Below are 23,858 nucleotides of genomic sequence, written 5' to 3'. Positions count from 1 at the left end.
TTTTTATAGTATAATATAATATTTATCTTTATTAAAAGGATTATTTATGAATTATGAACTTTTAAGTCGCCTTGCAATGCAAGACTCTGAACGATTAAAGAGTGAAAATCTTGTATTGATAAAAAAGAATGTGATTTTAGAACAAGAAGTAAAAAATTTAAAAGAATTCAACGAAATTATAGAAAAAGAGAATAAACTATTTAAAGAGCGTTTTGGACAATTAAAAAATGAAAATAGTGGTTTAGTAATAGAAAAAAACCTTCTTTTAGATGAGATAGAAAAACTTGAAAAAGAGATAGAAAGATTGACAAATAAAATCCTTTTAGAACAAGAAAGAAAAAAGGTAATCGATGAACAAATCACAAAAACAAGTTTAGATAAAAAACAAAGAGAGTTAAAAGAACAAGATGAAACTCCAGTTAGAAATCGAGCTACTTCTGTGGAGTTTTATTCGTAAATCTAACTTAATTTTTTAAATTAAAATATTCAAACTTCTTCTCTTTTAATTCAATAGCAATTATTTCATCAAAATTTGTTTTTTCTAAATAGATTTTTTCTTTTTTCAAATTCTTAAAGGCTTCATTGCTATTTACTCCATTAGAAAATCCTATTACTTGCATATTTTCAATATCTGGAATAATTTCTTCGCTATTTGGTTGAAATGTATATCCTTCAAATGTTATGAATATAAATTCTTTTTTTAATAAATTTGTATTTTCTTGTAATAATATTTTTTCAAGGAAACCTTTTAACATTAATTCAATAGTCAATACATCCAAATTTTGCAAATTTTCCCATAATTCAAATGTATCATATGTAGAATCTTCTACTAAGTCTGCATAATCATCTTCTGGAACAATCTCAAGAAAATCATTATCATCTGTATCAATTCCATAACCTTTACACATCACTAAAAATGGAAAATTAAAAGATGGATTATCAATTAAATATTTAATAATTTTTAATGCTAAATTTCTTGTTATTGGCATTTATATAACCTCATAATTTCCTCTATTTGTAAATTTCAAATAACCTTTATCTCTTAAATTTTGTAATTGTTGTCGTATTTTTGCTTGAATATTATTATTTTCTGGATGTTTTATTTTTAAATAGTTTTCAAAAATATATAAATCTCTTAAACTAAATTTCTTTCCATCAAGCTTTTCAATACATTGCATAATATCAAGCAACCATCCTTTGACTTCTATATTATTTGAGTTTTTTAAAAATAAAGTTTTGTTCCAATCATAAAGAACTTTATCCTTACTTATTATTTCTCTATCTTTTACATAAAAAATTTTACCAGAGCTTGGAATATTTGATATATAAATATTACACATAATATAATCAGGACGATTTGGTATCCCTTTTCTCCTTGGAATAATTATATTAGGTGTAAAAAAATAGTTTGGAACGGCACAGAAATTTATTACATCAAAATTATTTTTATCATAATTTAAAAAATAAAAATTTGGATTACTATTGCTATTAATTCTTTCAATCATTGTATTGAATTTTCCATCTGCTATTGTTTTACCTAAACTTTTACCTTGTTTAGATTTTAATTCATAATTTTCATTACATTTACTACAATTAAAATCTCTTACTTTATCATTATTATCACACCCTATTAAACTTGAACCACAATATGGACAGTAAAAAGTTTCTTCAACAAACATTTCAGTAAAGACCCTTGCCTTTTGTGAATTACTTTTATATTTGTTACCTAATTCAAAATAAGATTTTAAATTCATTTTACAACATTATAAGAATTTATAAGTTCAAAGTTTATATCAAATAAAAAAACTTCTTTGCCATTCAAAAGTTCTTTTGAATATAATTCAAAAAACAAAGTAAACCACCCAAATATTTATTTTATCTATTCTACCATAATAATTATTTCATAATTAAAACTCCAAAAAGTCCAAATAATCCACCAAAAACTGCTCCCCAAAGTACAAGCCAACCCAAATGCTCTTTTATCATATTATTGATGATATCTTTTACCATTTTTGGTGTTAGTTCATCTAGTCTTTTATCTACCATAAGGCTTAATTTTTCATAAATATCATCGCTAAAATCTTGAGATTTCAAAGCATTACTTACAATATCTTGAAAAGATTGGGTATTTGAAATATCTATAATGGAACTACGAAGTTTATTTACAAATGGTTCTTTTAGTGGTTCAAGAGCATTAACTCCACCAAACATTCCTAACATTCCACCAAAAGGAGATTCAACAACAGACTCTTTTAAACTATCAAAAGCTTTAGAAAAATCTGTTTTCTCTAAAATACCTTTAAAATCAATAGTTTTTTTAGTACTGTCTAAATCTTCTTGAAAAAAGATATTTAGCTTATCTTTTGTAAAAAATTCTTGCATTATTAACTTGTGAATAGATAGTTTAAAATCTTTAAATTTATTTTCTATTACTCCACTTCCATATAAAAAAGGTATTTTCTCAAAAAGCATATAAATAGCCAAAGTGTTTGTAACAGCACCACTTAAAGCAAAAAGTCCAACCATAAATATCAAATCATTATTATTTGAATATCCATAAGCCATTATTAAAACAGTAATTAAATTTGTAATATCAGCCTTATTCATAAAACATCCTTGAGAAAAAATAACAAAATTTTATCATATCTTTTTTAAAAGAAATAATTTTCATTTTGTAACTAATTTGTTACTAACATTTTTTAAAATACATATTACTCCAACAATAAAATAAATGAAATTTTAGTAGTTTTATTGTGAGTATTTTTAAGGCGAAAGTTAGAAGCTTACCATTGCGTAAGCGATAACTTTCAACGCAAAAAATATTTATAATAGAACTAACATTTAGGTGTTTTCTTTCACATTGTTTACACATTCTTTTTGTCCAAAATTTACTCAACATACGATGTATGTCTTCATAAATTACAAACAAAAATTGATGGTAAAAATGTGGCTAAAATTAATTTATTTTATTGTTGGAGTAATAATCCTTAGGAGAAGAGATGATAAATATACAAAAAGAGATAGAAAAAAAGTTTCCAAACATAAAAGAGAATATTTTAAAAAAATCTTTATTAAAAATAGCAAAAAAATTGGTTCATGAAGATTCAATAAATAAATTTTTATCACAAAATTCACACTTAAAAGGTTTCGAATTTGTGGATGCTGTTTTGGATTATTTTGATTTTGACTACACAGTTTCAAGTAATGATTTAGAAAACATTCCATCAACAGGAAAAGTTGTAATCATCGCAAATCATCCTTTAGGTGGGCTTGATGCACTTTGTTTATTAAAGCTTATTGGAAGTGTAAGAAAAGATGTAAAAATATTGGCAAATGATTTTTTACTAGGCTTTGAAGCATTAAAACCATTGATGATTTGTGTAAATAACTTTTCAAATGTACAATCAAAAAGTAGTATAAAAAAAATATATGATGCTTTACACAAAGAAGAAGCAGTTATCATTTTTCCAGCAGGAGAAGTAAGCCGTGCAACACCAAAAGGCATAAAAGACCAAGTTTGGAGTAAAGGTTTTTTAAGTATTGCAAAAAATAGCAATAGTCCCATATTACCAATATTTTTAGATGCAAAAAACTCAAAAACATTTTATACAATCTCTATGATAAATAAAACTTTTTCAACTCTTTTATTATCAAATGAGATGTTTAATAAAAAATCAAAAAATATCAATATAAAAATCGGGCAAATAATACAAAACGAAAATTTGACACCAAAAGGTTTGGATAAAGATTTTTTAGTAAATCTATATAAAAAACACCTTTATGCACTAAAAAAAGGCAAAAAGTCTTTTTTTGAAACACAAAGTGCAATAGCACATCCTGTAAATAGAACTGATTTATACAATGAACTTAAGAAATCTCAACTTTTAGGGCAAACAAATGATGAAAAAGAGATATATCTATACGATTATATTGAAGATTCTATTGTTTTAAAAGAGATTGGACGATTAAGAGAGTTATCTTTTAGAAAAGTTGGAGAAGGTGTAAATAAAAAAAGAGATACTGATAAATACGATGTTTACTATCAACACATAATATTATATGATAAAAATGAGTTAGAAATTGTAGGTTCATATAGAATAGCAAACTGCGATTTTGTTTATAAAAAGTTTGGAATAAAAGGTTTTTACTCTAATTCATTATTTCAATTCAATGAGGAATTTAAACCCTATCTAACAAATTCTATTGAATTAGGAAGAAGTTTTGTTCAACCAAAATATTGGGGAACAAGAGCTTTAGACTATCTTTGGTTTGGAATTGGAGCATATTTAAAAAATAATCCAAATATAAAATATATGTTTGGACCTGTATCTATATCTGGGACTTTTCCATCCTTAGCAAAAGATTTATTGGTGTTTTATTACACTTACTATTTTGAAGAACCAAAAATATTAGTTGAAGCAACAAGCCCATATTATTATACAAATAACCTTTTTGATATAAGAGAATTTTTCAAATTTGATGATAAAAAACAAGATTTTAGAAGATTAAAATCAGCTTTATTGAACATTGGAGTTTCTATTCCAGCTTTATATAAACAATATAGTGAATTAACAAATGATGATGGTGTAAGATTTTTAGAGTTTAGTGTAGATAAAGATTTCAATGATTGTGTTGATGGTTTTATATTAGTTGAAATAGATAAAATAAAAGAACATATAAAACAAAGATATATTTTTAACTAAGATTATTTATAGTACATCTGTTTATAGCCTTCGACTCTTTTTTTATAGCTTGAGTTTAGCATAGGATTTTTTGAATCAAGGAAGTCTATGGCTAAACACTCTTGATTCCCTCTTCCAATTCTGCCTAAATACTGTATCAACCTTCCGTGATACGAAATAGGAGTAGCAAATAAAATAGTATTTAAATGAGGGAAATCTATACCTTCACCAAAATATGAAGTAGTCGCAAGAATCAAAGAACTTTTTTTAATCTTTTGCATATTTTCAACTTGTTCTTTCTTATTTTGGCTTCCATGAATTGATACAAACTCTATATTTTCATATTTTAACATTGTTTCTAAAATATTTATATGCTCTATTCTATCTGTTAAAAGCAATATTTTTCTATGTAAGTTTTGTTTTATAGCTTCAACTATTTGCTTATTACGATATTCATCTAAACATAGCTCATTTACTATTGTTGTATAGTTATCGGCATTGCTTACAAAATCCGTTCTTACCACTAAAAGCTTATTTGTATTAGATTTTTTCTTTTTATATTCATACGATATCTCACCCAATTGTTGATATAAAATAGGTTCTAACTCATCTTTTCTATTTGGTGTAGCACTAAGCCCTAAAATAAACTTTCCACTAAAACTTTTTACAACTTGCTCAAAGGTAAGTGCAGGGATATGATGGCACTCATCAACAATTACAAAAGAGTAATTTTTTATAATATCTGGTGTGTTATTCAAACTTTGCATAGTTGCTATATCCAAAGTGCCATTTAATTTATTTTGCCCTTTTCCAAGATATCCTATATCTTTTTTTGTATATCCAAAATACTCTACAAAACGGCTAATCCACTGGTCAAGTAGCATATTTTTATTTACTATTATCAAAGTTTTACAAGCTCTTTTTTCAAAAATCTTTGCTCCTATTAAAGTTTTACCAAATCCAGGTGGAGCAACACAAATAGAATAATCTTTTCTATTTATCTCTTTTATGGCTTCATCTTGTTCTGGACGAAGATTAAAAAGAACTTCTTTTGTATTTATTTCTTCAAAAATTCTTTCATCTTTTATAGTAAATTTCACTCCAAAAGAGTTACAAAAATCAAATATTTTATCTTTTAATCCTCTTGGAAGATATAAATATTTTTCATCCTCATCATAACTTTTTATATATTTTGGAGTATTGTATAATGGTTTTCGCAAAGACAAAAGAAGTTTTATTTGTGGATTTTCAAAAGTTGCAAAAGATTTTAATTTTGATATAAATGACTTTGATAGATTAAAAGTTGGGATTGCAATGCTATTATTAAGAACTATTTCAAAACTATTGATTGGTAATTCAATATTTTTTAAATCTTTTTCTATATTTTTCAAATTTGGAATTTGAGCAAAGTTATAAACAATATTTTTTGAAACTTTTTTTATATTTGATAAAACAAACCATTGATCTTCATAAATTTTATTTGTAACAATATCCATAAAAACTGTTCTGTTTTTATCTCTAAATCTTAGTTGAAGTGGTAACTCCAAACTAAAACCCAAACTCTCTTTTGTAGCAAACTCTTTGTTTGGATATATTTTTGCACTAATATTTGATTTTTTTTGTAAAAATAAAGCAAAATTATAAGCTATTTTAGAAGATAAAACTTCATCAAAAAATATCCAAGCAAATAAAGAGTTATAAGAACTTAAAGAGTAATATGCCTTTATATTTAGCTCATTTAAAACTCTTTGAAGTTTAAAAACATCTTCGCTATTTAATTCAAAAACTATAAACTTTGACACATTTTTATTGTCAATTGTATATGTTGCTAAAAAAACATTTCCTCTTAAATGCTCTTCTATCTCTTTATTTGTTAAAGGCAAATAATCTTCACCTTGATAAGTTGCAGTTACAGGAAAGAATCCCTCTTTTTTTCCATCACGACTAATCCATTTTTTTGCATATATATCACTTCTAGCTATAAATAAATCTTTAAAAAGCTCTATTTTTTCATCTTTTGATAAACTCTTTTTAATCGTTGTTGTTTGCTCTTTTATTTGAGTTTCTAAAAGTAAAATCTCATTTTCAAGTTTTGATTTTTGTAAATATAAATCTTCAAGTTTTTGTTCAAGAGTTTTTATCATAAAAATTCTTTAAAAATTTTTCAACAACCAAGAAAGAACCAAATACTAGATATTCTTCATTATCTTTGAGTTCATATTTAGGGCTTTGTTTTATTTCTAATTCATCAATAACTTTTAAAAGTTCATCTTTTTGTACTACTCTTTTATCATCTAAATCTAAAATTAAAATTGTTTTTATAATAGGTTTTAATATACTCAAAACTTCTTTATAATCTTTATCAGCATAAGAGTTATATATCAAATTTACTTTTTTATTTTTAAATTCTTCAATTAAAACCAAAGCAGCTAAAGGATTGTGTCCTACATCTATTGTTATATTGTTTTCTATTTTTTGACATCTTCCAAAAAGTGGGGTATCATCAAAAAGTTTTAAATCAACTGGAGTGTTAAGTTCATCTAAACAAGCTATAACTAAATGTAAATTTCTTCTCAAATAAGTAGCAAATTTGGGATTTAATGACTGTTTTTCAAAATCAGTAACTTTTAAAATCTCAATATTTATATCTCTTTGTTTTAAAATTTGCTCTTTTACTTTTAGTGCCGTTTCATAAACTTCATCAAACACTTGATAACCTATTAGCATTTTATTATCAACTGAACGCATTTTTGTAGTAGCAATCTTTTCTATGCTATCACCTAAAAAAGATATATGATCTAATCCTATTGTAGTAATCAAAGATATATCATTTTTAACTACATTTGTAGCATCAAATTCTCCTCCAAGTCCAGCTTCTAAAACCAAATAATCAAAATTATTTGATAAATACAAAGCCAAAAGAGTAGTATATTCAAAATATGTAAGTTTTTCTAACAGTTCGATATCATATATATTTTGTAAAAATTTATGTGCATTTTCAAGTTCTTCATCACTTACATCAAAGCCATTTATCCAGATTCTTTCATTAAATTTTAAAATATGTGGTGAACTATAATGTAAAGTTTTATACCTTTTTTTGTGTAAATAGTGAGATAAAAATCTTCCAGTGCTTCCTTTTCCATTTGTTCCAACAATATGAATAACAAAAGGAAGTTTGATTTTAGTTTGTAAAATAGTCCATGCTTTTACTACAAAACTAAAATCAATTTTATCATAGTACATAGTTTTATATTTCAAAAACTCATCTAAATTTATACTTTTTAAATTCATATTCTTTTAATTAAAAGATGCAACTGCAATTCTTGATAAAATTTCAGTTACAGCTTGATCACTAGCTTTTGTAATAGCTTCATATCTATGAGAATCGTTGATAGTTGCACCTTTGTCAACTGCGAAATCATATTCTCCATCAACACTAAAAGATTTTACTTTTTGTGTTGCTTTATTTAAATATTTTACTCCTATTACAACTCTTGCTTTATACAATTTATTGTATCCATCTGCATCATATTGTAAAGTTGAAAAGCTAACAGAATTTATTTTCAAATCCATTATAACATCGGCTTCAATATCACTATTTACAAGATTTGAACCGACTTTTTGTACCAAAATCTTTGTAACTGCATCTTTTATTAAAACAGAGTTTCTAGGATCTGATAAGCTAACATCTAATCTTACAAAAATATCTTTTCCTAGCTCTTGTTTTGCATAATATGTTGAAGGTCTATACCCACAAGAAATTAAAAAAATAGATATAAAAATAGCAAAAATAGATACTTTAAAAAATTTCATATTAAGCCTTGATTACAATATTTACTAATTTATTTGGAACAACAATCTCTTTTAAAATCTCAGCTTCACCTATCCATTTTGAAGCTTGTTGTTTTGCTAAAATAAGTATATCTTCTTTAGTTGTAGTTGGATTTACTTCAATTTCACATCTTTTCTTTCCATTTACAGTTACAGCTAAAATTATGCTATCTTTTTCAAATACTTCTTCTTTTACTTCCAAACTTTTTTCAAAGTTTTTAAGTGAAAATAATTCATTTGATATTTCCCAACAAGTATGAGGGATAACTGGTTCTAAAATATTTGTTAAAATATAATATGCTTCTGCCCAAATAAGGTCATTTTTTTGTGTTTGAAGAGCATTTAAAGCTTCCATACAAGATGCTATTAAAGTATTGAAAGCATAAGTTTTATTTAAAACTTCATTTGATTTTACAAGTGCATCATAAACTTTTTTTCTAGCTTCTTTCTCTTCTTTACTTAAAATTGAATGATCTATTTTAAATATACCTTCAACTCCAGATTTTGTTACATTATTTGATCTTTCATAAAATCTTTTTATAAATTTATATGCACCTTCAACTGCACTATCATTCCATTCTAACTCTTTAGTTGGTGGTGCTGCAAAAAGTATAAATAATCTTGCAGTATCTGCTCCATATTTTTCAATTATCATATCAGGATCTACAACATTTCCTTTTGATTTTGACATTTTTGCACCATCTTTTAAAACCATTCCTTGAGTTAAAAGTCTATTAAATGGCTCTGTTGAATTTGTATATCCTAAATCTTTTAAAACTTTTGTAAAAAATCTTGCATATAAAAGGTGTAAAATGGCATGTTCAATTCCACCGATATACTGATCAACATCCATCCAATAATTACTATCTTCTTTTGATATTCCTTCTTTTTGCCATTTTTTATAGTTTGTTGCATATCTTAAAAAATACCAAGATGATTGTACAAAAGTATCTAAAGTATCAGTTTCTCTTAAAGCATTTTCTCCACATTTAGGACAAGAACAGTGTTTCCAAGTTGGATGCTTATCAAGTGGATTTCCCTCACCTGTAATCTCTACATCTTCTGGCAAAGAAATAGGAAGATTTTCTATTTTTTCAGGAACTAAACCACACGTTGGACAATGTACAAATGGAATTGGAGCTCCCCAATATCTTTGTCTTGAAACACCCCAATCTCTCAACTTATAATTTACTTTTTTTATTCCTAAAGAGTTCTGTTCAAAATGATAAATAATAGCTTGTTTAGCATCACTATTTGATAATCCAGAAAAACTTTCACTATCAATCAATGTACCTTCATCTACAAAAGCTTCTGTTGGTTTTTCTATAAATCCATCTTTTCCTACAATTACTTGTTTCATAGGCAGTTTATATTTTAAAGCAAATTCAAAATCTCTTTGATCATGAGCTGGAACTGCCATAACAGCACCTTCTCCATAAGAACTCAATACAAAATTGGCTACCCAAATAGGAATCGTTTGACCAGTTAAAGGATGAACAGCCTCTATTTCTAAATCTATTCCTTCTTTTTCTAAAACTGCTCTATCTCTTTCTTGGATTTTTTGCATCTCTTTTATAGCTTTAATTTTTTTCTCTGGTAAAAGATTTTTTTCAACTATATATTTTACTATTGGATGTTCAGGAGCTAAAGCAGAATATGTAACTCCATAAATAGTATCTGGTCTTGTTGTAAATACAAAATATTTTGTAAATGCTCTTTCTATTTTTGCTCTTGACTCTTTTGTTAAATCAAATTTAAATTCTAAACCTTCACTTCTTCCTATCCAGTTCTCTTGCATTGTTAAAACTTGTGATGGCCAATTATTCTCTAAAAGTTTTAAATCATCAAGTAAAGTTTGAGCATATTTTGTGATTCCTACATAATATCCTGGCATCTCTTTTTGAACAACTTCAGTTCCACATCTCCAACAGCATCCATCTTCAAGTTGCTCATTTGCTAAAACTGTTTGATCATGAGGACACCAATTTACAGTTGCTGATTTTCTATATATAGTTCCAGCTTCATACATTTTTATAATAAACTCTTGTTCCCATTTCGTGTAAAGTTCATCACTTGTTGCAAACTCTTGATTTTTGCTAAAAGATAATCCCAAAGATCTTAATTCTTGTCGCATATAATCAATATTTTCATAAGTCCATTTTTTTGGATGAAGTTTATTTTTTATCGCTGCATTTTCAGCTGGCATACCAAAACTATCCCAACCTATTGGATGAAGTACATTAAAATTATTTTTTCTAAAATGTCTAGCAAAAGCATCACCTATACAGTAGTTTCTAACATGTCCCATATGTATTTTTCCGCTAGGATATGGAAACATACTTAAAATATATTTTTTATCTTTTGTTAAATCTTCACTTGGTTCAAAAGAGTTATTTTCATCCCAAAATTTTTGCCATTTATCTTCAATATTCTTTGAAATATACTCCATTAATAATCATCCTTATCTTGATTTTTTGCGCTTTCTATCAATGAAAGTGCCATTGAAACAATATTTGCAATAACAGCACCTATTGCTAAAGCAAATACTAGCTTCATATTTCCAGTCATAACCATTACTAAAAATGCTGGTATTAAGTGTAAATCAGCAACCAAAGAACTAGCCAATAATTCAGCTGCTAATAGATTTTTTACACCGATTTTTAAAATTGTAGAAATAATATTAACACCAGCAGCAATAAATAACGCTATTGTAGATGGATCATATAAAAATCCAGCCGTTGTTGTTAATGACATTAAAGTTAAGAAAATATAGGTTACCTTACCCCAATCCATTTTTTTCCTTTAAATTATTTAAATTAAGCGGTTATATTATCCAAAAATTGATAAAAAACTTATTTTAATACTTGAGTTTATATTTCTGAATAAAGTTCTACAGCTAATATTTAATATTTTTTAGATATAGTAAATACAATTTTTTTTTAGGAAAATAAATGGATTTATCTGTATTAATAGGACTAATAGGAGCTTTAACCTCTATTTCTGTAGGAGTTATTTTAGAGGGTGGTAATCCTGCAGGAGTTCTTCATATTGCATCATTTATAATCGTTATTCCAACTGCAATTTTAGCTTCTGTAACAGCAACTGAATCACACTTAATTAAAGCAGCTTTTAAAGAGCTAAAAGGAGTATTTAAAAAATCTCCAGTAAATTATGAAGCTAGGATAGATGAACTTGTTGAATATGCAATTACTGTAAAAAAACAAGGAGTTCTTGCCTTGGAAAAAGATGTTCAGGCTATAGAACATGCTTTCCTAAAAGAAGCATTAAGTATGGTTATAGATGGTTCAAAAGAAGAACAAATTGAAGAACAACTAGAGCCTGTAATAGAAGAAACAGAACACTATTATCATGGAGCTTCTCATTTTTGGATGCATGCAGGAGAGACAGCACCTACTATTGGACTTGTAGGGGCTGTTTTTGGACTTATTTTAGCATTACAACAACTTGATAATCCAGCAGCAATGGCAGCAGGTATTGCAGGAGCTTTTACTGCTACAGTTATGGGGATTGCTGGATCATATATTTTTTTAGGTCCATGGGGAGCAAAACTAAAAGCAAAAGGACATCTTGTTGTAAAAGAACAACAACTTATTCTAGCAGCTTGTAAAGGTATGGCAAGAGGTGATGCACCAGGTGAGCTTAAATTAAGACTCACTAAAATGATTACTCCTATGCCACTATAAGGTTTTAAATGGCTAAAAAAAAGAGTAAATGTGAATGCCCAGCTGGAGAGAAATGGGCTGTTCCTTATGCAGATTTTTTAAGTCTTCTTTTAGCCCTATTTATTGCATTATATGCTTTAGCATCGGCAAATGTTGAAAAACAAAAAGCATTAAAAGAAGAATTTGTCAAAATATATAACTTCTCTACAGCTGATACGTTAAAAGAACAGGATAATACTGAAAAATCTATGACTGATGATCCTTCTGAACAACCAGATGAGGGAAGAAAAGTAATTGTTCACACTTTAGAGAATAAAGAACAACTAGAGCAAAATAAAAATAAGGGAGCAAATTTAATAGAACTCCCAGATGGCTCTTTAATGAGCGTTCCAGCACATCTAACTTTTGAAGTTGGGAAAGCTGAAATAACGTCTATTTTTGCAAATGATTTTTTAAGTAAATTAGCTGAATTAATACAAGCTATGCCAAGTGATACAGAGATAAATGTGAAAGGTTACGCTGAAGATAGTGAAGTTAGAAGCTCTAGATATAAAGATGCTTTAGATCTTTCAACTGCAAGAGCAAATAATGTAATTAGAGAATTAATTAAACACAATATTGATCCATCAAGATTATACTCAAGTGGATTTGGAAGTAACAAAACTAGTACATTAGCAGATAAAAGAATTGTTTTATTTGAACTTCGTACAAATGGAGATACTCTTAGTGAAGATGATCAAAACTTAGAAGATATTTTTAATAGAATGAAAGAGTGATGAAAGATAAAAAATTCAGAACCCTTTGGGAAAACACTAAAAAAAAGTGTTGCTTAAAAAAGTTTTTAGAGCTAGATAAATTTGCTAAATATGGTTCAATTTCTGTTTTAGCTATTGCTATTTTAACTCAAAGTTACAATGTAGTAATAGCTAAAAATTTCATACTTTCATTTATATCTTTACTATTTAATCTATTTTTTCTACTAATAGTTTTATTAAAATTAGATATAGTAAAAATGAATATTTTAAAACCATTTATAAATTATTCACTTAAGTTTTTGATTTTTTTATTTTTATTGAATTCTTTTATCTATCTTTTCATAGATAACTGGGTTTATCAGTTTGTATATGCACCTATAAATTTATTAGGTGCATATTTCATCTTTTTGCTTTTAAAGAAAGACTCTATTAGTTAAACATACCTTTTAAAGCATCTCTTCTATCTTGAATAGAAGATGGCTCTTTATCTGGTTTTGTTATATCTTCTTGTTTTGGACTTTTTAATATGTTATATAAAATAATCCCAATTAAAACTAATATTAATAAAATAATAGGAACTAAAACTTTAAAAATACTCATTTCTTTCATTCTTATACTCTTCCTTGCTCGTACATAGCTCTTAGTTTTGCTTTTTCTTTTTTATTTGCTTCTTTTTGTGCTTCTTTGCTTCTATAAGCATCTGTATTAAATCCTAAAAATTTAATAAATGGTGATACTATAAAAATTGAAGAATAAGTTCCAATTATAATTCCAACAAATAATGTAAATGAAAACGCATAAATGATTTCTCCACCAAAAATAAGCATTGTAACAACAACGAATAAAGTTGAAAATGATGTTAAAACTGTTCTTGATAAAGTTCTACTTACAGAATCATTGATTAATAAATCTAAATTTTGTTCTTTTGTTGTTTGTAAAGTTTCTCTAATTCTATCATTTACAACTATCGTATCATTTATTGTATACCCAACCAATGTTAAAATAGCGGCTATCATATCAAGATTTACATCTATTTTAAATAGACTAATAAGTCCTAAAGTTATTATAACATCGTGAATTAATCCAATAATAGAAGCAACAGCAAATCTCCACTCAAATCTTATCGCAATGTAAATAAGCATTGCCAATAAAGCCATAGTTAATGCCATAACTCCTTTTGTTCGTAGTTCTGCTCCAACTTTTGCTCCAACCATATCGATTTTTCTAATCTCAAAATCTCCAGTTGGAACTAAAATTTTATTCATCACATCACTAACATCATTTGTAATATCACTAGAACTACCTGTAAAACGTATAGTTACTTCTTCTTTTGTACCAAATTCTGTAACAGTAGAGTTTTCATAAGAAGTCCCTTTTAGTACTTCCCTTATTTTATCTATTGGTGCTTCTTGTTCATACTTTACTTGTACAACTGTTCCACCAACAAAATCAATTCCATAATTTAAACCTCTTGTTAATAATAAAACAATTGAAGCAACAATTAAAATTCCTGATATTGCTAAAAAAGGTACTTTTTTACCCATGAAATCATAGGTTTTATCATTATTAAAAATTTCCATTATTTAACTCCAAACCATTTTTTATTATCTTTATCTTTTGTAATTTTTGGTAATATCGCTTGATAAATCCCATGAGTTCCTATAATTGCTGTTAGCATTGATGTTAATACTCCAATAGAAATAGTAACTGCAAATCCTTTTATAGCACCACTTCCATAAGCATATAATACTATTGCAACTAAAAGTGTTGTAACATTTGCATCAATAATAGCTCTTAAAGCATTTGAATATCCGTCTTCTATTGCTTTTGCAGCACTAGCACCAGATCTTAAAACTTCTCTTATTCTTTCATTGATAATAACATTTGAATCAATTGCCATACCAATCGTTAAAATAATACCTGCCATTCCAGGAAGAGTTAAAGTTGCACCAAATAAAGCAATTACTGCTAAAAGAATGAAAATATTTGAAATAAGTGCAATATTAGCTATAAATCCTGCTCGTCTGTAATAAATCAACATAAAGAAAAATATTAAAACTGTTCCAGAGATAAGAGCAATCATTGAAGCTTGAATACTATCAGCTCCTAAAGATGGTCCAACACTTCTTTTTTCCAATAGTGTTACACTAGCAAGTAATGCTCCACTTCTTAAAGCAATAGCAACATTTCCTGCTTCAACCACAGTAAATCCACCACTTATTTGTCCACTTCCACCACCAATTCTTTCATTGATATTTGGTGCTGAATAAACTTTTCCATCAAGAACAATAGCTAATCTTTTTCCTACACTTTTTGCTGTAAAATCTCCAAAAATTCTAGCACCAGCAGAGTTTAGAGTAAAATTGATTATTGGTTGATTTGATTGACTAAATCCAACTTGTGCATCGACTATTTGACTTCCATCTAAAATTGGTATCTCTTTTACCAAATATTTTCTATTTGGATCATTTGTATCTTCAAGTATCAAGTTTCCATAAGCAGCTGCTTGTGAACTTGTCATATTATACACTTGTTCCATTCTATCTTCATCAACAGCCATAAGTTCTAAATTAGCTGGTTTTGATATCAAATCTCTTGCAGCCTTTTCATCTTCAGCAGTTTTAATTCCAGGTAATTGAACAACAATATCAGACTCACCTTGTCTTAAAACAGTTGGCTCTGATAATCCAAATTGGTCAAGTCTATTTCGTATAGTTTCAACAGCTTGTGCAACAGAGTAATCTTTTGTTTTTATAACTTCTTCTTGCGTTAGTTTGATAGTATAATCTAAATCTTTTTTAGATACATCTAAACCACTTATTTCTTGAAGCATTTTGTCCATTTTAGGCATTTCATCTTTATCTAAAACTGAAAAAAAGATACTATCTTCAAGAATTGTTAATCCATCGATTAGCAACTCTTCATCATCACTAAAATATTTTACAGCAGTTGCAATTGATTTTATTTTAGAAGATACAGCTTCATGTGTATTTACACCTAAAAGCATATGTAATCCACCTTGCAAATCCAAACCTAAATTAATCTTTTTCCCATAGTTAGTTTGGAACAAAGATGGTATTGCAAAAATAACACCAAATATAACAGTTATTAAAAAAATTGTTAGTTTAAAATTAAAAATTTTCAATATAATTTCCTTTATGAAGGCTATTTAAGATATGCTAAACATATCTTAAATTTGATTTAGTTGTTTTCTAAAAGTCTAGCAGCGAACTCTTTTACAAGTTTCATTTCAGATCCATCACTATTTTTTACTAAAAAGTATGTCTCTTCTACCTTCACAACTTCTACCATTAAGCCACCATTTGTTACAATCTTATCACCTTTTTTAAGATTAGCAATCATCTCTTTGTGAGCTTTTGCTTGTTTTTGTTGTGGTCTAATTATTAAAAAGTAGAATATTGCAAATAATGCAACTAAGGGTAACAATGAAGTTAATAAATCACCTTGCATGGAATTTCCTTTTATTTAAGAGTAAATTATGTTTTTATTAAAAACTGAATATTTTAACAAAATCTATATAATAAAAGGCTTCATTACTGCAATTTTATTAAGTACATTTATATATTTATCACATTTTGAAATAGAAATAAAGATAATAAATACTATTTTAGGTCTTGCTGGAATATATTTCTTACTCACAATTCCTAAAAAAGCTCTTTTTTATGCTGGATTTTTTACAGGAATCTTTTGGTGTTATTGGATGGCAATTTCACTTCAATACTATGGAATAGCTTATATTGCTCCATTATTACTGTTAGGTATAGGTCTTGTTTTTGGAATAATTTTTCTCTTATTTGCATTTATTGATAAGTTATCATTTAGAATATTGATGGTTTTTGCATTTTTATTTATATCTCCTTTTGGTTTTAATTGGTTAAAACTTGAATTATTATTTGTAGATTCATACATATCTACTACAAAACTATCTTTTGCTTTAATTCTTTTAGCTATGTATTTTGTTATTAAATTAAAAAGAGCAAAAGCTTTGGCAATAGTTCCTCTTTTATTTACTTTAAACTTTGGAAATGGAGAATTTATAGATACAACAAAAGCAAAAATATTTATGCCTCAAATGAATGTAGATCAAAATTTAAAATGGCAAAAAGAACATTTTGATACTTTAATTAAAGAAAATTTTCATCAAATATTTGAAGCAATTGAACAAAAATATGATTTAGTTGTTCTTCCAGAAACAGCTTTTACAGTAGCTTTAAATCGTTATCCAGAAATAAATAATATGCTTTTAGAATTATCAAAAGAGATAGATATTATAACTGGTGCTCTATATGTAGAAGATAATAAAATTTTTAATGCTTCATATCATTATAGTAAAGAACAAGTTCAAATTGCACAAAAAGTAGTGCTTGTACCATTTGGAGAAAAAATCCCACTTCCTAAGATTTTTGTTGATTTTATAAATAATATTTTTTATAACGGAGCAGAAGATTATACACAAGCAGATAAACCAACTGATTTCAATATTTTAGGTGAAAAATATAGAAATGCTATTTGCTATGAAGGAACAACCGACACAATTTATGAAAATTTAGGTGATACAAGATATATGATTATGATTTCAAATAATGCTTGGTTTACTCCATCAATTGAGCCAACATTGCAACATTTACTTCTAAAATACTACTCAAAGAAATATGGAGTTACTATTTTTCATATAGCAAATGGAAGTCAAAATAGAGTATATAGACCATAAAGGATACGATATACCCTTAAGTATGAGTTCCAAAGTAAAAAGGAAAGTGTACTCTTTGTATCGAAATTTTAATCTCAAAATTAAATAAATACTTTAGAACCCATGCTTAAAAATATTATGGAAATGAAGTTATTTTGTGACTGGGACTCTAATCCCAGCCCTTTAATAATTGGAAAGAAGTCCAATTCCCAAAAAATTAAAACTCCATCTTAATAGAAAATGCAATATTCGTTGGTTCACCAAAAGATGTAGATGTTCTCCAATATTTTTTATTTGTTAAATTTGTAGCATTAACTATAAATGTTGTTGGAAATTTATCAATTTTAGTTTTATATCTCAAACCTGCATCATAAATTGTATAAGAAGGGATAACATCTGTATTTACTCCATCCCTATATGATTTTCCTGTATAGTATGCTCCTCCAGTTACAGTTAAGCCTTGTACAAATGGTATATTGTATTCTGCATATAATTTTGCCATTTTAGAAGCTGTATCTGTAGGTTCTTTAGCTTCATTAACTGCAGCCTTATCAATCTCTAAATTCATAATTGTTCCACCACCAACAACTGTTAAGTTATCAGTTAATCTTCCAGTTACTGTTAATTCTAAACCTTCATGAATTTCTAAACCATCTTGCGTTACTTCATCCATTCCATTTGGAAGTTTTTTATCATATCTATTTGCTTTTTCTATTCTAAATAAAGCTGAACTTAAAAGTAAGTTTTCAGAAACTGAGTATTTTGCTCCAACTTCATACTGCTTACTTACATAAGGGTCAAGAACTTCACCATTATTACTGCAATTTCCACACTCAACTTTTAATCCATTTTCCAAAGATTCCATATATGTAGCATAAGTTGTTAAATCTTCAAATGGTTTAAAAATTAAAGATAAACTAGGAGTTACTTCATCCGCATCATAACCACCAGTTCTATCTCCATTTAGATTATAATTTTTTTCTTCAACTTTTGCATAATTAAATCCAACTAAAGTACTCCATTGCTCATTAAATCTAATATCATCACCTATCATAAGATTTGTTTTTTCATTACGTCCTGATACATATCTTTTGTTATTTGAGCTTCCTTTATAAATTGGTTCCAATGCACTATTTAATTGATTTAAAGTAAAATCTCCAACTTTAACCCATTCCCAGGCACCATCTATACTTTTGCTTTTAGTTTTATTTCCTGATCCACCAATAGTTAAAGTATGTTCAATTCCAAAAGTATTAAAGTCAATATCTGTATAAACATAAGCACCTTGAGTTATTGATGTATGTGGCCATGTTCTATAATAGTTAAGTCGATATGTTCCATCATAGTTATCATATACATAAGGCATATTCATATCATTTTCATGGTCAAGATGAATATATCCTGTTCGTAGTTTTACATTATCATTGATTTGCCATAAAGACTTAAATCCAAGTCTATCTTGAGAAGCATCAGAATATGTCCAATCTGGTGCATAACCTTGTTTTGGATCTAAATTACCTATAGATTGATTACTACTAAAAGAAGCTGTTAATTTATCAACTCTTGTTTTTTTATGAGAAGCATCAAATGATAAAATCAAATTATCTGTAACTCTCCAATCTAAAGCTCCTGTAATTAATTCTCTATCTATATTTTGATCTTTTATAGAAGTTTCTCCATCTTGTTTTAAAGCATTTAATCTATAAGTAAATTTTCCATCATCATCTATCTTTCCACCTAAATCAATATGTCCATAAAATGCTTGATTTCCTGTACTTCCAAGTGTAAGATTTGTAACTCTTTCTTGTGTTGGTCTTTTTGTTACATAATTAGTAGAACCACCAACATAACCAACACCATATAAAAATCCTGATAGTCCATTCAATATTTCCATTCTTTCAAGCTCTTCAGCCATAATTCCTTCTACCCAAGAAAAAGGAATACCATCTAGAATATGATTACCTGAAGCACTAAATCCTCTTATGTTTATATTTGTAGTGTTCCAACTATGTGCAGAAGTTGAACTACTTGTTACTTGAACAACTGGGTTCATTTTAAATATTTGATCAACTCCACTTGCACTATTTTCTATCATATCTTGTGAAATTACACTAATCTGATAAGGTGTGTCTTGTAAACTTCTTTTATCCCAAAGTCCAACTCCACTTATCTCTTTTGTAACATAACCATTTTCAGCACTTCCAGAAGATAATTTTTCATTTACAGAAATCTCATCAAGAACTGTTGTTTCTTCTGCCAAAATTGTTGTACCTAAAGACATTATCACGCAAAGTGATAATGGTATCATTCTCTTTCTCATATACTTTCCTTTATATAATTATAATAACTACTACTAGTATGTAGCAAAGGATGTATTCTAATTAAAAAAAGTGGCTAAAAAATGTCCTAAAAGTTTTATTTTTGATTATTTTTATATTTTTTAACAATATTTTCTATAATCTGAGATTTATTAAAATTATATTCAATTTGTAAATCAAGAGCAAAGTCTAAAATATCTTTAAACTTTTCTGAAGGTTTAAACCCCAAATTTATCAAATCTTTTCCTATTACCAGTGCTTTTAAAGGAGTATTTAAAATATTGAGATTTTTAGCTATATTTTCAGCATCTTGAACTGTATCATTTTCAAAAACTTTATTTAAAACTATCAAATCTTCAACTTTTATTCTTAAAGAGAGTTTTTTGATATCTTTTTCATTATCTGTTAAAACAATATTTTGCAGTGCTAAAATCTCTTTTTTAAACTTTTTATCACTTGTCAAGCTATTTAAAAAATCTATCAAGGTTTTATCATCAAAATCTTTAGTCAAACAACTATAAAAAAGATATAGCTTTCTAAACTCATCAAATTCTTTTTCTTTCAAAATCAAAGCTAGATTATCTATATTTTTACTTATATTTGTAAAATCAAAAATTTGTAAATCTTTTAAAAGTTTTAATCCTATACTTGGCTTATTTGATTTTAAAAATAGTTTTTTTAACTCTTCAAAAATTCTCTCTTTTGGTAAAAATTCTAATTCACCATTTTTTACTATCTTTTCACAGAGTTTTTTTGTATTTTCATCGATTTCAAACTCAAATCTTGAAGCAAACTGAACAGCTCTATATACTCTTAAGCTATCTTCTACAAAAGTATTATCATCTATATGTTTTATTTTCTTATTTTTTAAGTCTTCTATTCCGTTATATGGGTCTAAAAACTCATTTTCTAAATAATCATATCCGATTGCATTTATAGTAAAATCTCTTCTTTTTGAAGCCTCTTTAAAAGATAAATTTGCATTGGTAAGAACTTCAAAATCTTGATGATATTTTCCTATTTTTTTCTCAATTCTTGGCAATGAGAAGTCAAAATCAAACTCATCTATTTTACAAGTCAAGACACCAAAAGATTTTCCTACAAGTTTCACACTAACATATTTTTCTAAAGTTTTTTGGATTATTTCTATATCGTTTAAATCAAAAATTTCTATATCGTAATCTTTGATTTTTTTATTTAAAAAGCTATCTCTTACACAACCGCCTACAAGAATAGGCTTTGAGCCTATTTTTTGTAAATCAGTTAAGATTTTTATTAATATTTTTGGAAGATTAATTTTTGTTATATTGGTAAACATCTTGTTTTGGGTAAGGAATAGTTATCCCAGCCTCATCAAATGTTGTTTTGATACTTTCTAGTAATTCAGCTTTAGCACTTCCATAATCAGGAGTTTTTACCCAAACATTTATAGTTAAATTTACCGAACTTGTAGCAAGTTCTGATACAGAAATACCGATTGCTTTACCTTTTAAAACTTTTGAGTTTTCATTTATAATATCTGTCAAAATATCTTTTGCTTGTTTGATACTATCATCATAAGAAATTCCAACAACAATATCTATTCTTCTTGTATCATTTACATTTACATTTGTGATACTTCCACTTGTAATTGAACTATTTGGTACTATGATTTTTTGATTATCAGCTGTTAAAAAAACTGTATTAAAAATAGTAACTTCTGTAACTGTTCCAGTAACTCCACCTGCAATTACGCTATCTCCTACTCTAAATGGCTTAAATAAAACTATCATAACTCCAGATGCAAAGTTTCCTAAAGAGTCTTTTAAAGCCAAACCAATAGCAAGTCCAGCAGCTCCAATAATAGCTAAGAATGATGTTGTTTCAACTCCTAGTTTATTTAAAGCAGCTAAAATAACTACTGTTATAAACGCATAGTAAACGATATTTTCTAAGAATTTAACCAAAGTTTCATCTATATCATCTACTTTTCTTAGCATTTTCCCTAAGATTTTTACTATTTTATTTACTAACCATTTTCCAACAAAGAAAATAACCAAAGCCAAAATTAATGAGAAAATATGACTTGATACAATCTCAATAATATTATCTGGAATTAAAGATTTTAAATCTTTTGTTATACTATCGACATTTTGTTCAACAGCTTTTTCAATATCTTTTTCTATACTCATAAATTACCTTTATTTAACTAATTCTAATATTTTAGCAACAACTTCATCTACTTTTACATCAGTTTTTTCTAATGTTTTTCTATCCACTATTTCAACAAAACCATCTTCAAGTTTTTTACCTATTACCACAGCATAAGGGAAACCTAAAAGTTCAAAATCACCCATTTTAAATCCAAATCTAGCATTTATTCTATCATCAAGTATTACTTCAAGTTTTGCTTCTTTTAATTTTGTATAAAGCTCTTCACCAATTTTTGATTCTTCCTCTTTTTTAGAGTTTGAAACAATAATATCAACCATAAATGGAGTTGTAGCTTTTGTCCAGATACAACCTTTTTCATCATGATTTTGTTCAATCACAGCAGCAACAAGTCTTGAAACACCTACTCCATAACATCCCATAACAAATGGTTTTGCTTTTCCATTTTCATCTAAAAAGTTTGCATTCATAGCTTTAGAGTATTTATCTCCAAGTTGGAAAATATGCCCAGCTTCAATACCTTTTGTATATGATAGTTTTCCTCCACAACAAGAGCAAATATCACCTTCTTGAACTGCAACTAAGTCAAAATATTTTACATTTTCTAAACTTCTTAAATCTGCATTTATAAAGTGATAATTTTCATCATTTGCTCCACAAACAAGTCCAAAATTATCTTTTAATTCATTATCAACTACAAAATTTGCATTTAAATTTAAAAATCCACAATATCCAGCCACAAGCCCAGCTTCTTTTATCTCATCTTCAGAAACATCAATTAACTCTAAAGCATTTATACTATTTACAGCTTTTGTCTCTTCAAGTTCATCACTTCCTCTTACAAAGAAAACTATAATTTCAGTTTTTCCTTCAAAAATTGCTTTTTTTATAACTGCTTTTACAGTTTGTTCTTTTGAAACTTTTAAGAAATTTGCAACATCTTCTATTGTTTTACAGTTTGGAGTTTCAACTTTTTTTAGTTCTGCTAATTCAAAATCATAAGTTTTTGCTTTTCTTCTAGCTGCTTCAATATTTGCACCATAATCACAAGAATCACAAACAACAATAGTATCTTCTCCACTATTAGCAAGAACATGAAACTCTTTAGAACCACTTCCACCAATAGCACCACTATCAGCTTCAACTACTCTAAAATCAAGCCCGAGTCTTGTATATATTTTTTTGTAAGTTGCTTCCATAAGATTGAATTCTCTTACCAAATCATCTTCATTTGAGTGGAAAGAGTATCCATCTTTCATCAAAAATTCTCTTCCTCTCATCAGTCCAAATCTTGGTCTTGCTTCATCTCTAAATTTTGTATTTATCTGATATAAGTGAAGTGGTAAATCTTTATAAGAAGTGATACGATTTTTCACCATATTTACAACTGCTTCTTCATTTGTAGGACTTAATACAAAATCTGAATTTTTTCTATCTTTAAATCTTAAAAGTTCATTTCCCATCGTATTTGCACGACCAGATTCTTGCCATAAAGAAAGTGGAGTTACAAAACCAAACTGAACTTCATTTGCTCCAGCTTCATCCATCTCTTCTTTTACTATTTTTCTAATTTTTTCTAAAACTATTTTTCCTAAAGGCATAAAATCGTAAATTCCAGCACCTGTTTGTGCTACAAATCCACCTCTAATTAAATATTGATGTGATGGAAGTGTTGCATCATTTGGAGTCTCTTTTGTTGTTGGAATAAACAGTTTACTAAATCTCAT

The 23,858-nt window shown here is 27.3% G+C and carries 22 protein-coding genes; 6 read left to right on the top strand and 16 right to left on the bottom strand.

The annotated features are described in order from the left end of the window. Positions 1 to 46 precede the first annotated feature (46 nt). On the top strand, positions 47 to 457 hold the full coding sequence (locus tag ACNSOS_RS09175; RefSeq protein WP_113908638.1) for a hypothetical protein: 411 nt from the start codon (positions 47 to 49) through the stop codon (positions 455 to 457). A 7-nt stretch (positions 458 to 464) separates the two neighbouring features. Here the strand turns inward: ACNSOS_RS09175 and ACNSOS_RS09170 are convergent, their stop codons facing one another. The 3 genes from ACNSOS_RS09170 to ACNSOS_RS09160 all read right to left on the bottom strand — a co-directional run bounded on the left by ACNSOS_RS09170 (position 465) and on the right by ACNSOS_RS09160 (position 2,607). Further along, complete coding sequence (locus ACNSOS_RS09170) at positions 465 to 989, bottom strand: hypothetical protein (RefSeq protein ID WP_418185050.1); 525 nt, start codon at positions 987 to 989, stop codon at positions 465 to 467. After that, a complete protein-coding gene (locus tag ACNSOS_RS09165; protein WP_418185049.1) occupies positions 990 to 1,754 on the bottom strand; it encodes a DpnI domain-containing protein in 765 nt (254 codons plus the stop codon). 142 nt (positions 1,755 to 1,896) lie between these two features. After that, positions 1,897 to 2,607 (bottom strand): DUF445 domain-containing protein, encoded by a 711-nt coding sequence (locus tag ACNSOS_RS09160; RefSeq protein ID WP_418185048.1) that lies wholly within the window; start codon positions 2,605 to 2,607, stop codon positions 1,897 to 1,899. Between the two features lie 392 nt (positions 2,608 to 2,999). Here ACNSOS_RS09160 and ACNSOS_RS09155 point away from each other — a divergent pair, with 392 nt between their 5' ends. Then, positions 3,000 to 4,703, top strand: a complete 1,704-nt coding sequence (locus tag ACNSOS_RS09155) for a lysophospholipid acyltransferase family protein (protein ID WP_418185047.1) — start codon at positions 3,000 to 3,002, stop codon at positions 4,701 to 4,703. A gap of 2 nt (positions 4,704 to 4,705) precedes the next feature. Here the strand turns inward: ACNSOS_RS09155 and ACNSOS_RS09150 are convergent, their stop codons facing one another. From ACNSOS_RS09150 to ACNSOS_RS09130, 5 genes are read right to left on the bottom strand one after another with little or no spacing between them, the layout of a single operon-like run. Further along, positions 4,706 to 6,826 (bottom strand): TOTE conflict system archaeo-eukaryotic primase domain-containing protein, encoded by a 2,121-nt coding sequence (locus tag ACNSOS_RS09150; RefSeq protein ID WP_418185046.1) that lies wholly within the window; start codon positions 6,824 to 6,826, stop codon positions 4,706 to 4,708. Next, entirely contained in the window at positions 6,810 to 7,973 is a 1,164-nt protein-coding gene (locus tag ACNSOS_RS09145; RefSeq protein ID WP_418185045.1) for a bifunctional folylpolyglutamate synthase/dihydrofolate synthase, read from the bottom strand. The genes ACNSOS_RS09150 and ACNSOS_RS09145 overlap by 17 nt, the downstream gene beginning before the upstream one ends. Before the next feature lie 6 nt (positions 7,974 to 7,979). Beyond that, positions 7,980 to 8,495, bottom strand: coding sequence for an LPS assembly lipoprotein LptE (lptE, locus tag ACNSOS_RS09140; protein ID WP_113895164.1), 516 nt, complete (start codon positions 8,493 to 8,495; stop codon positions 7,980 to 7,982). Position 8,496: 1 nt separating this feature from the next. Beyond that, complete coding sequence (gene leuS, locus ACNSOS_RS09135; protein ID WP_418185044.1) at positions 8,497 to 10,962, bottom strand: leucine--tRNA ligase; 2,466 nt, start codon at positions 10,960 to 10,962, stop codon at positions 8,497 to 8,499. Next, positions 10,962 to 11,306 (bottom strand): DUF6394 family protein, encoded by a 345-nt coding sequence (locus ACNSOS_RS09130; RefSeq protein ID WP_113895162.1) that lies wholly within the window; start codon positions 11,304 to 11,306, stop codon positions 10,962 to 10,964. The genes leuS and ACNSOS_RS09130 overlap by 1 nt, the downstream gene beginning before the upstream one ends. 158 nt (positions 11,307 to 11,464) lie before the next feature. Between ACNSOS_RS09130 and motA the strand changes: the two genes are divergently transcribed. From motA to ACNSOS_RS09115, 3 genes are read left to right on the top strand one after another with little or no spacing between them, the layout of a single operon-like run. After that, entirely contained in the window at positions 11,465 to 12,217 is a 753-nt protein-coding gene (gene motA / locus ACNSOS_RS09125; RefSeq protein WP_113895161.1) for a flagellar motor stator protein MotA, read from the top strand. Between the two features lie 8 nt (positions 12,218 to 12,225). After that, a complete protein-coding gene (motB, locus tag ACNSOS_RS09120; RefSeq protein ID WP_418185043.1) occupies positions 12,226 to 12,972 on the top strand; it encodes a flagellar motor protein MotB in 747 nt (248 codons plus the stop codon). Beyond that, the gene (locus ACNSOS_RS09115; protein WP_418185042.1) at positions 12,972 to 13,388 is read left to right on the top strand and encodes a hypothetical protein; all 417 of its coding nucleotides are present in this window, start codon (positions 12,972 to 12,974) and stop codon (positions 13,386 to 13,388) included. The genes motB and ACNSOS_RS09115 overlap by 1 nt, the downstream gene beginning before the upstream one ends. Here the strand turns inward: ACNSOS_RS09115 and ACNSOS_RS09110 are convergent. The 4 genes from ACNSOS_RS09110 to yajC are packed head-to-tail and all read right to left on the bottom strand — an operon-like array spanning position 13,381 to position 16,422. Continuing rightward, positions 13,381 to 13,560 (bottom strand): hypothetical protein, encoded by a 180-nt coding sequence (locus ACNSOS_RS09110; protein ID WP_113895158.1) that lies wholly within the window; start codon positions 13,558 to 13,560, stop codon positions 13,381 to 13,383. The genes ACNSOS_RS09115 and ACNSOS_RS09110 overlap by 8 nt on opposite strands. A 2-nt stretch (positions 13,561 to 13,562) precedes the next feature. Next, positions 13,563 to 14,531 carry a protein translocase subunit SecF gene (gene secF, locus ACNSOS_RS09105; protein WP_113895157.1) on the bottom strand — a complete coding sequence of 323 codons (969 nt, stop codon included), beginning with the start codon at positions 14,529 to 14,531 and terminating at the stop codon, positions 13,563 to 13,565. Further along, positions 14,531 to 16,096 (bottom strand): protein translocase subunit SecD, encoded by a 1,566-nt coding sequence (gene secD, locus ACNSOS_RS09100; RefSeq protein WP_418185041.1) that lies wholly within the window; start codon positions 16,094 to 16,096, stop codon positions 14,531 to 14,533. Before secD ends, secF begins: the two co-directional genes overlap by 1 nt. 56 nt (positions 16,097 to 16,152) lie before the next feature. Beyond that, complete coding sequence (yajC, locus tag ACNSOS_RS09095) at positions 16,153 to 16,422, bottom strand: preprotein translocase subunit YajC (protein ID WP_113895155.1); 270 nt, start codon at positions 16,420 to 16,422, stop codon at positions 16,153 to 16,155. 28 nt (positions 16,423 to 16,450) lie between these two features. Between yajC and ACNSOS_RS09090 the strand changes: the two genes are divergently transcribed. Further along, entirely contained in the window at positions 16,451 to 17,683 is a 1,233-nt protein-coding gene (locus ACNSOS_RS09090) for an apolipoprotein N-acyltransferase (RefSeq protein ID WP_418185040.1), read from the top strand. A 196-nt stretch (positions 17,684 to 17,879) separates the two neighbouring features. Here the strand turns inward: ACNSOS_RS09090 and ACNSOS_RS09085 are convergent, their stop codons facing one another. The 4 genes from ACNSOS_RS09085 to ACNSOS_RS09070 all read right to left on the bottom strand — a co-directional run bounded on the left by ACNSOS_RS09085 (position 17,880) and on the right by ACNSOS_RS09070 (position 23,858). Next, positions 17,880 to 19,982, bottom strand: coding sequence for a TonB-dependent siderophore receptor (locus ACNSOS_RS09085; RefSeq protein ID WP_418185039.1), 2,103 nt, complete (start codon positions 19,980 to 19,982; stop codon positions 17,880 to 17,882). 95 nt (positions 19,983 to 20,077) lie between these two features. Further along, on the bottom strand, positions 20,078 to 21,298 hold the full coding sequence (locus tag ACNSOS_RS09080) for a CCA tRNA nucleotidyltransferase (protein WP_418185038.1): 1,221 nt from the start codon (positions 21,296 to 21,298) through the stop codon (positions 20,078 to 20,080). Next, positions 21,273 to 22,151 carry a mechanosensitive ion channel family protein gene (locus ACNSOS_RS09075; protein WP_418185037.1) on the bottom strand — a complete coding sequence of 293 codons (879 nt, stop codon included), beginning with the start codon at positions 22,149 to 22,151 and terminating at the stop codon, positions 21,273 to 21,275. Before ACNSOS_RS09075 ends, ACNSOS_RS09080 begins: the two co-directional genes overlap by 26 nt. A gap of 9 nt (positions 22,152 to 22,160) precedes the next feature. Next, positions 22,161 to 23,858, bottom strand: coding sequence for a proline--tRNA ligase (locus tag ACNSOS_RS09070; RefSeq protein ID WP_418185036.1), 1,698 nt, complete (start codon positions 23,856 to 23,858; stop codon positions 22,161 to 22,163).

Origin of the sequence: Aliarcobacter vitoriensis (assembly GCF_048320235.1) — a bacterium.
Classification (GTDB): Bacteria; Campylobacterota; Campylobacteria; order Campylobacterales; family Arcobacteraceae; genus Aliarcobacter; species Aliarcobacter vitoriensis.
This window is presented reverse-complemented; position numbering and strand designations above follow the sequence as displayed.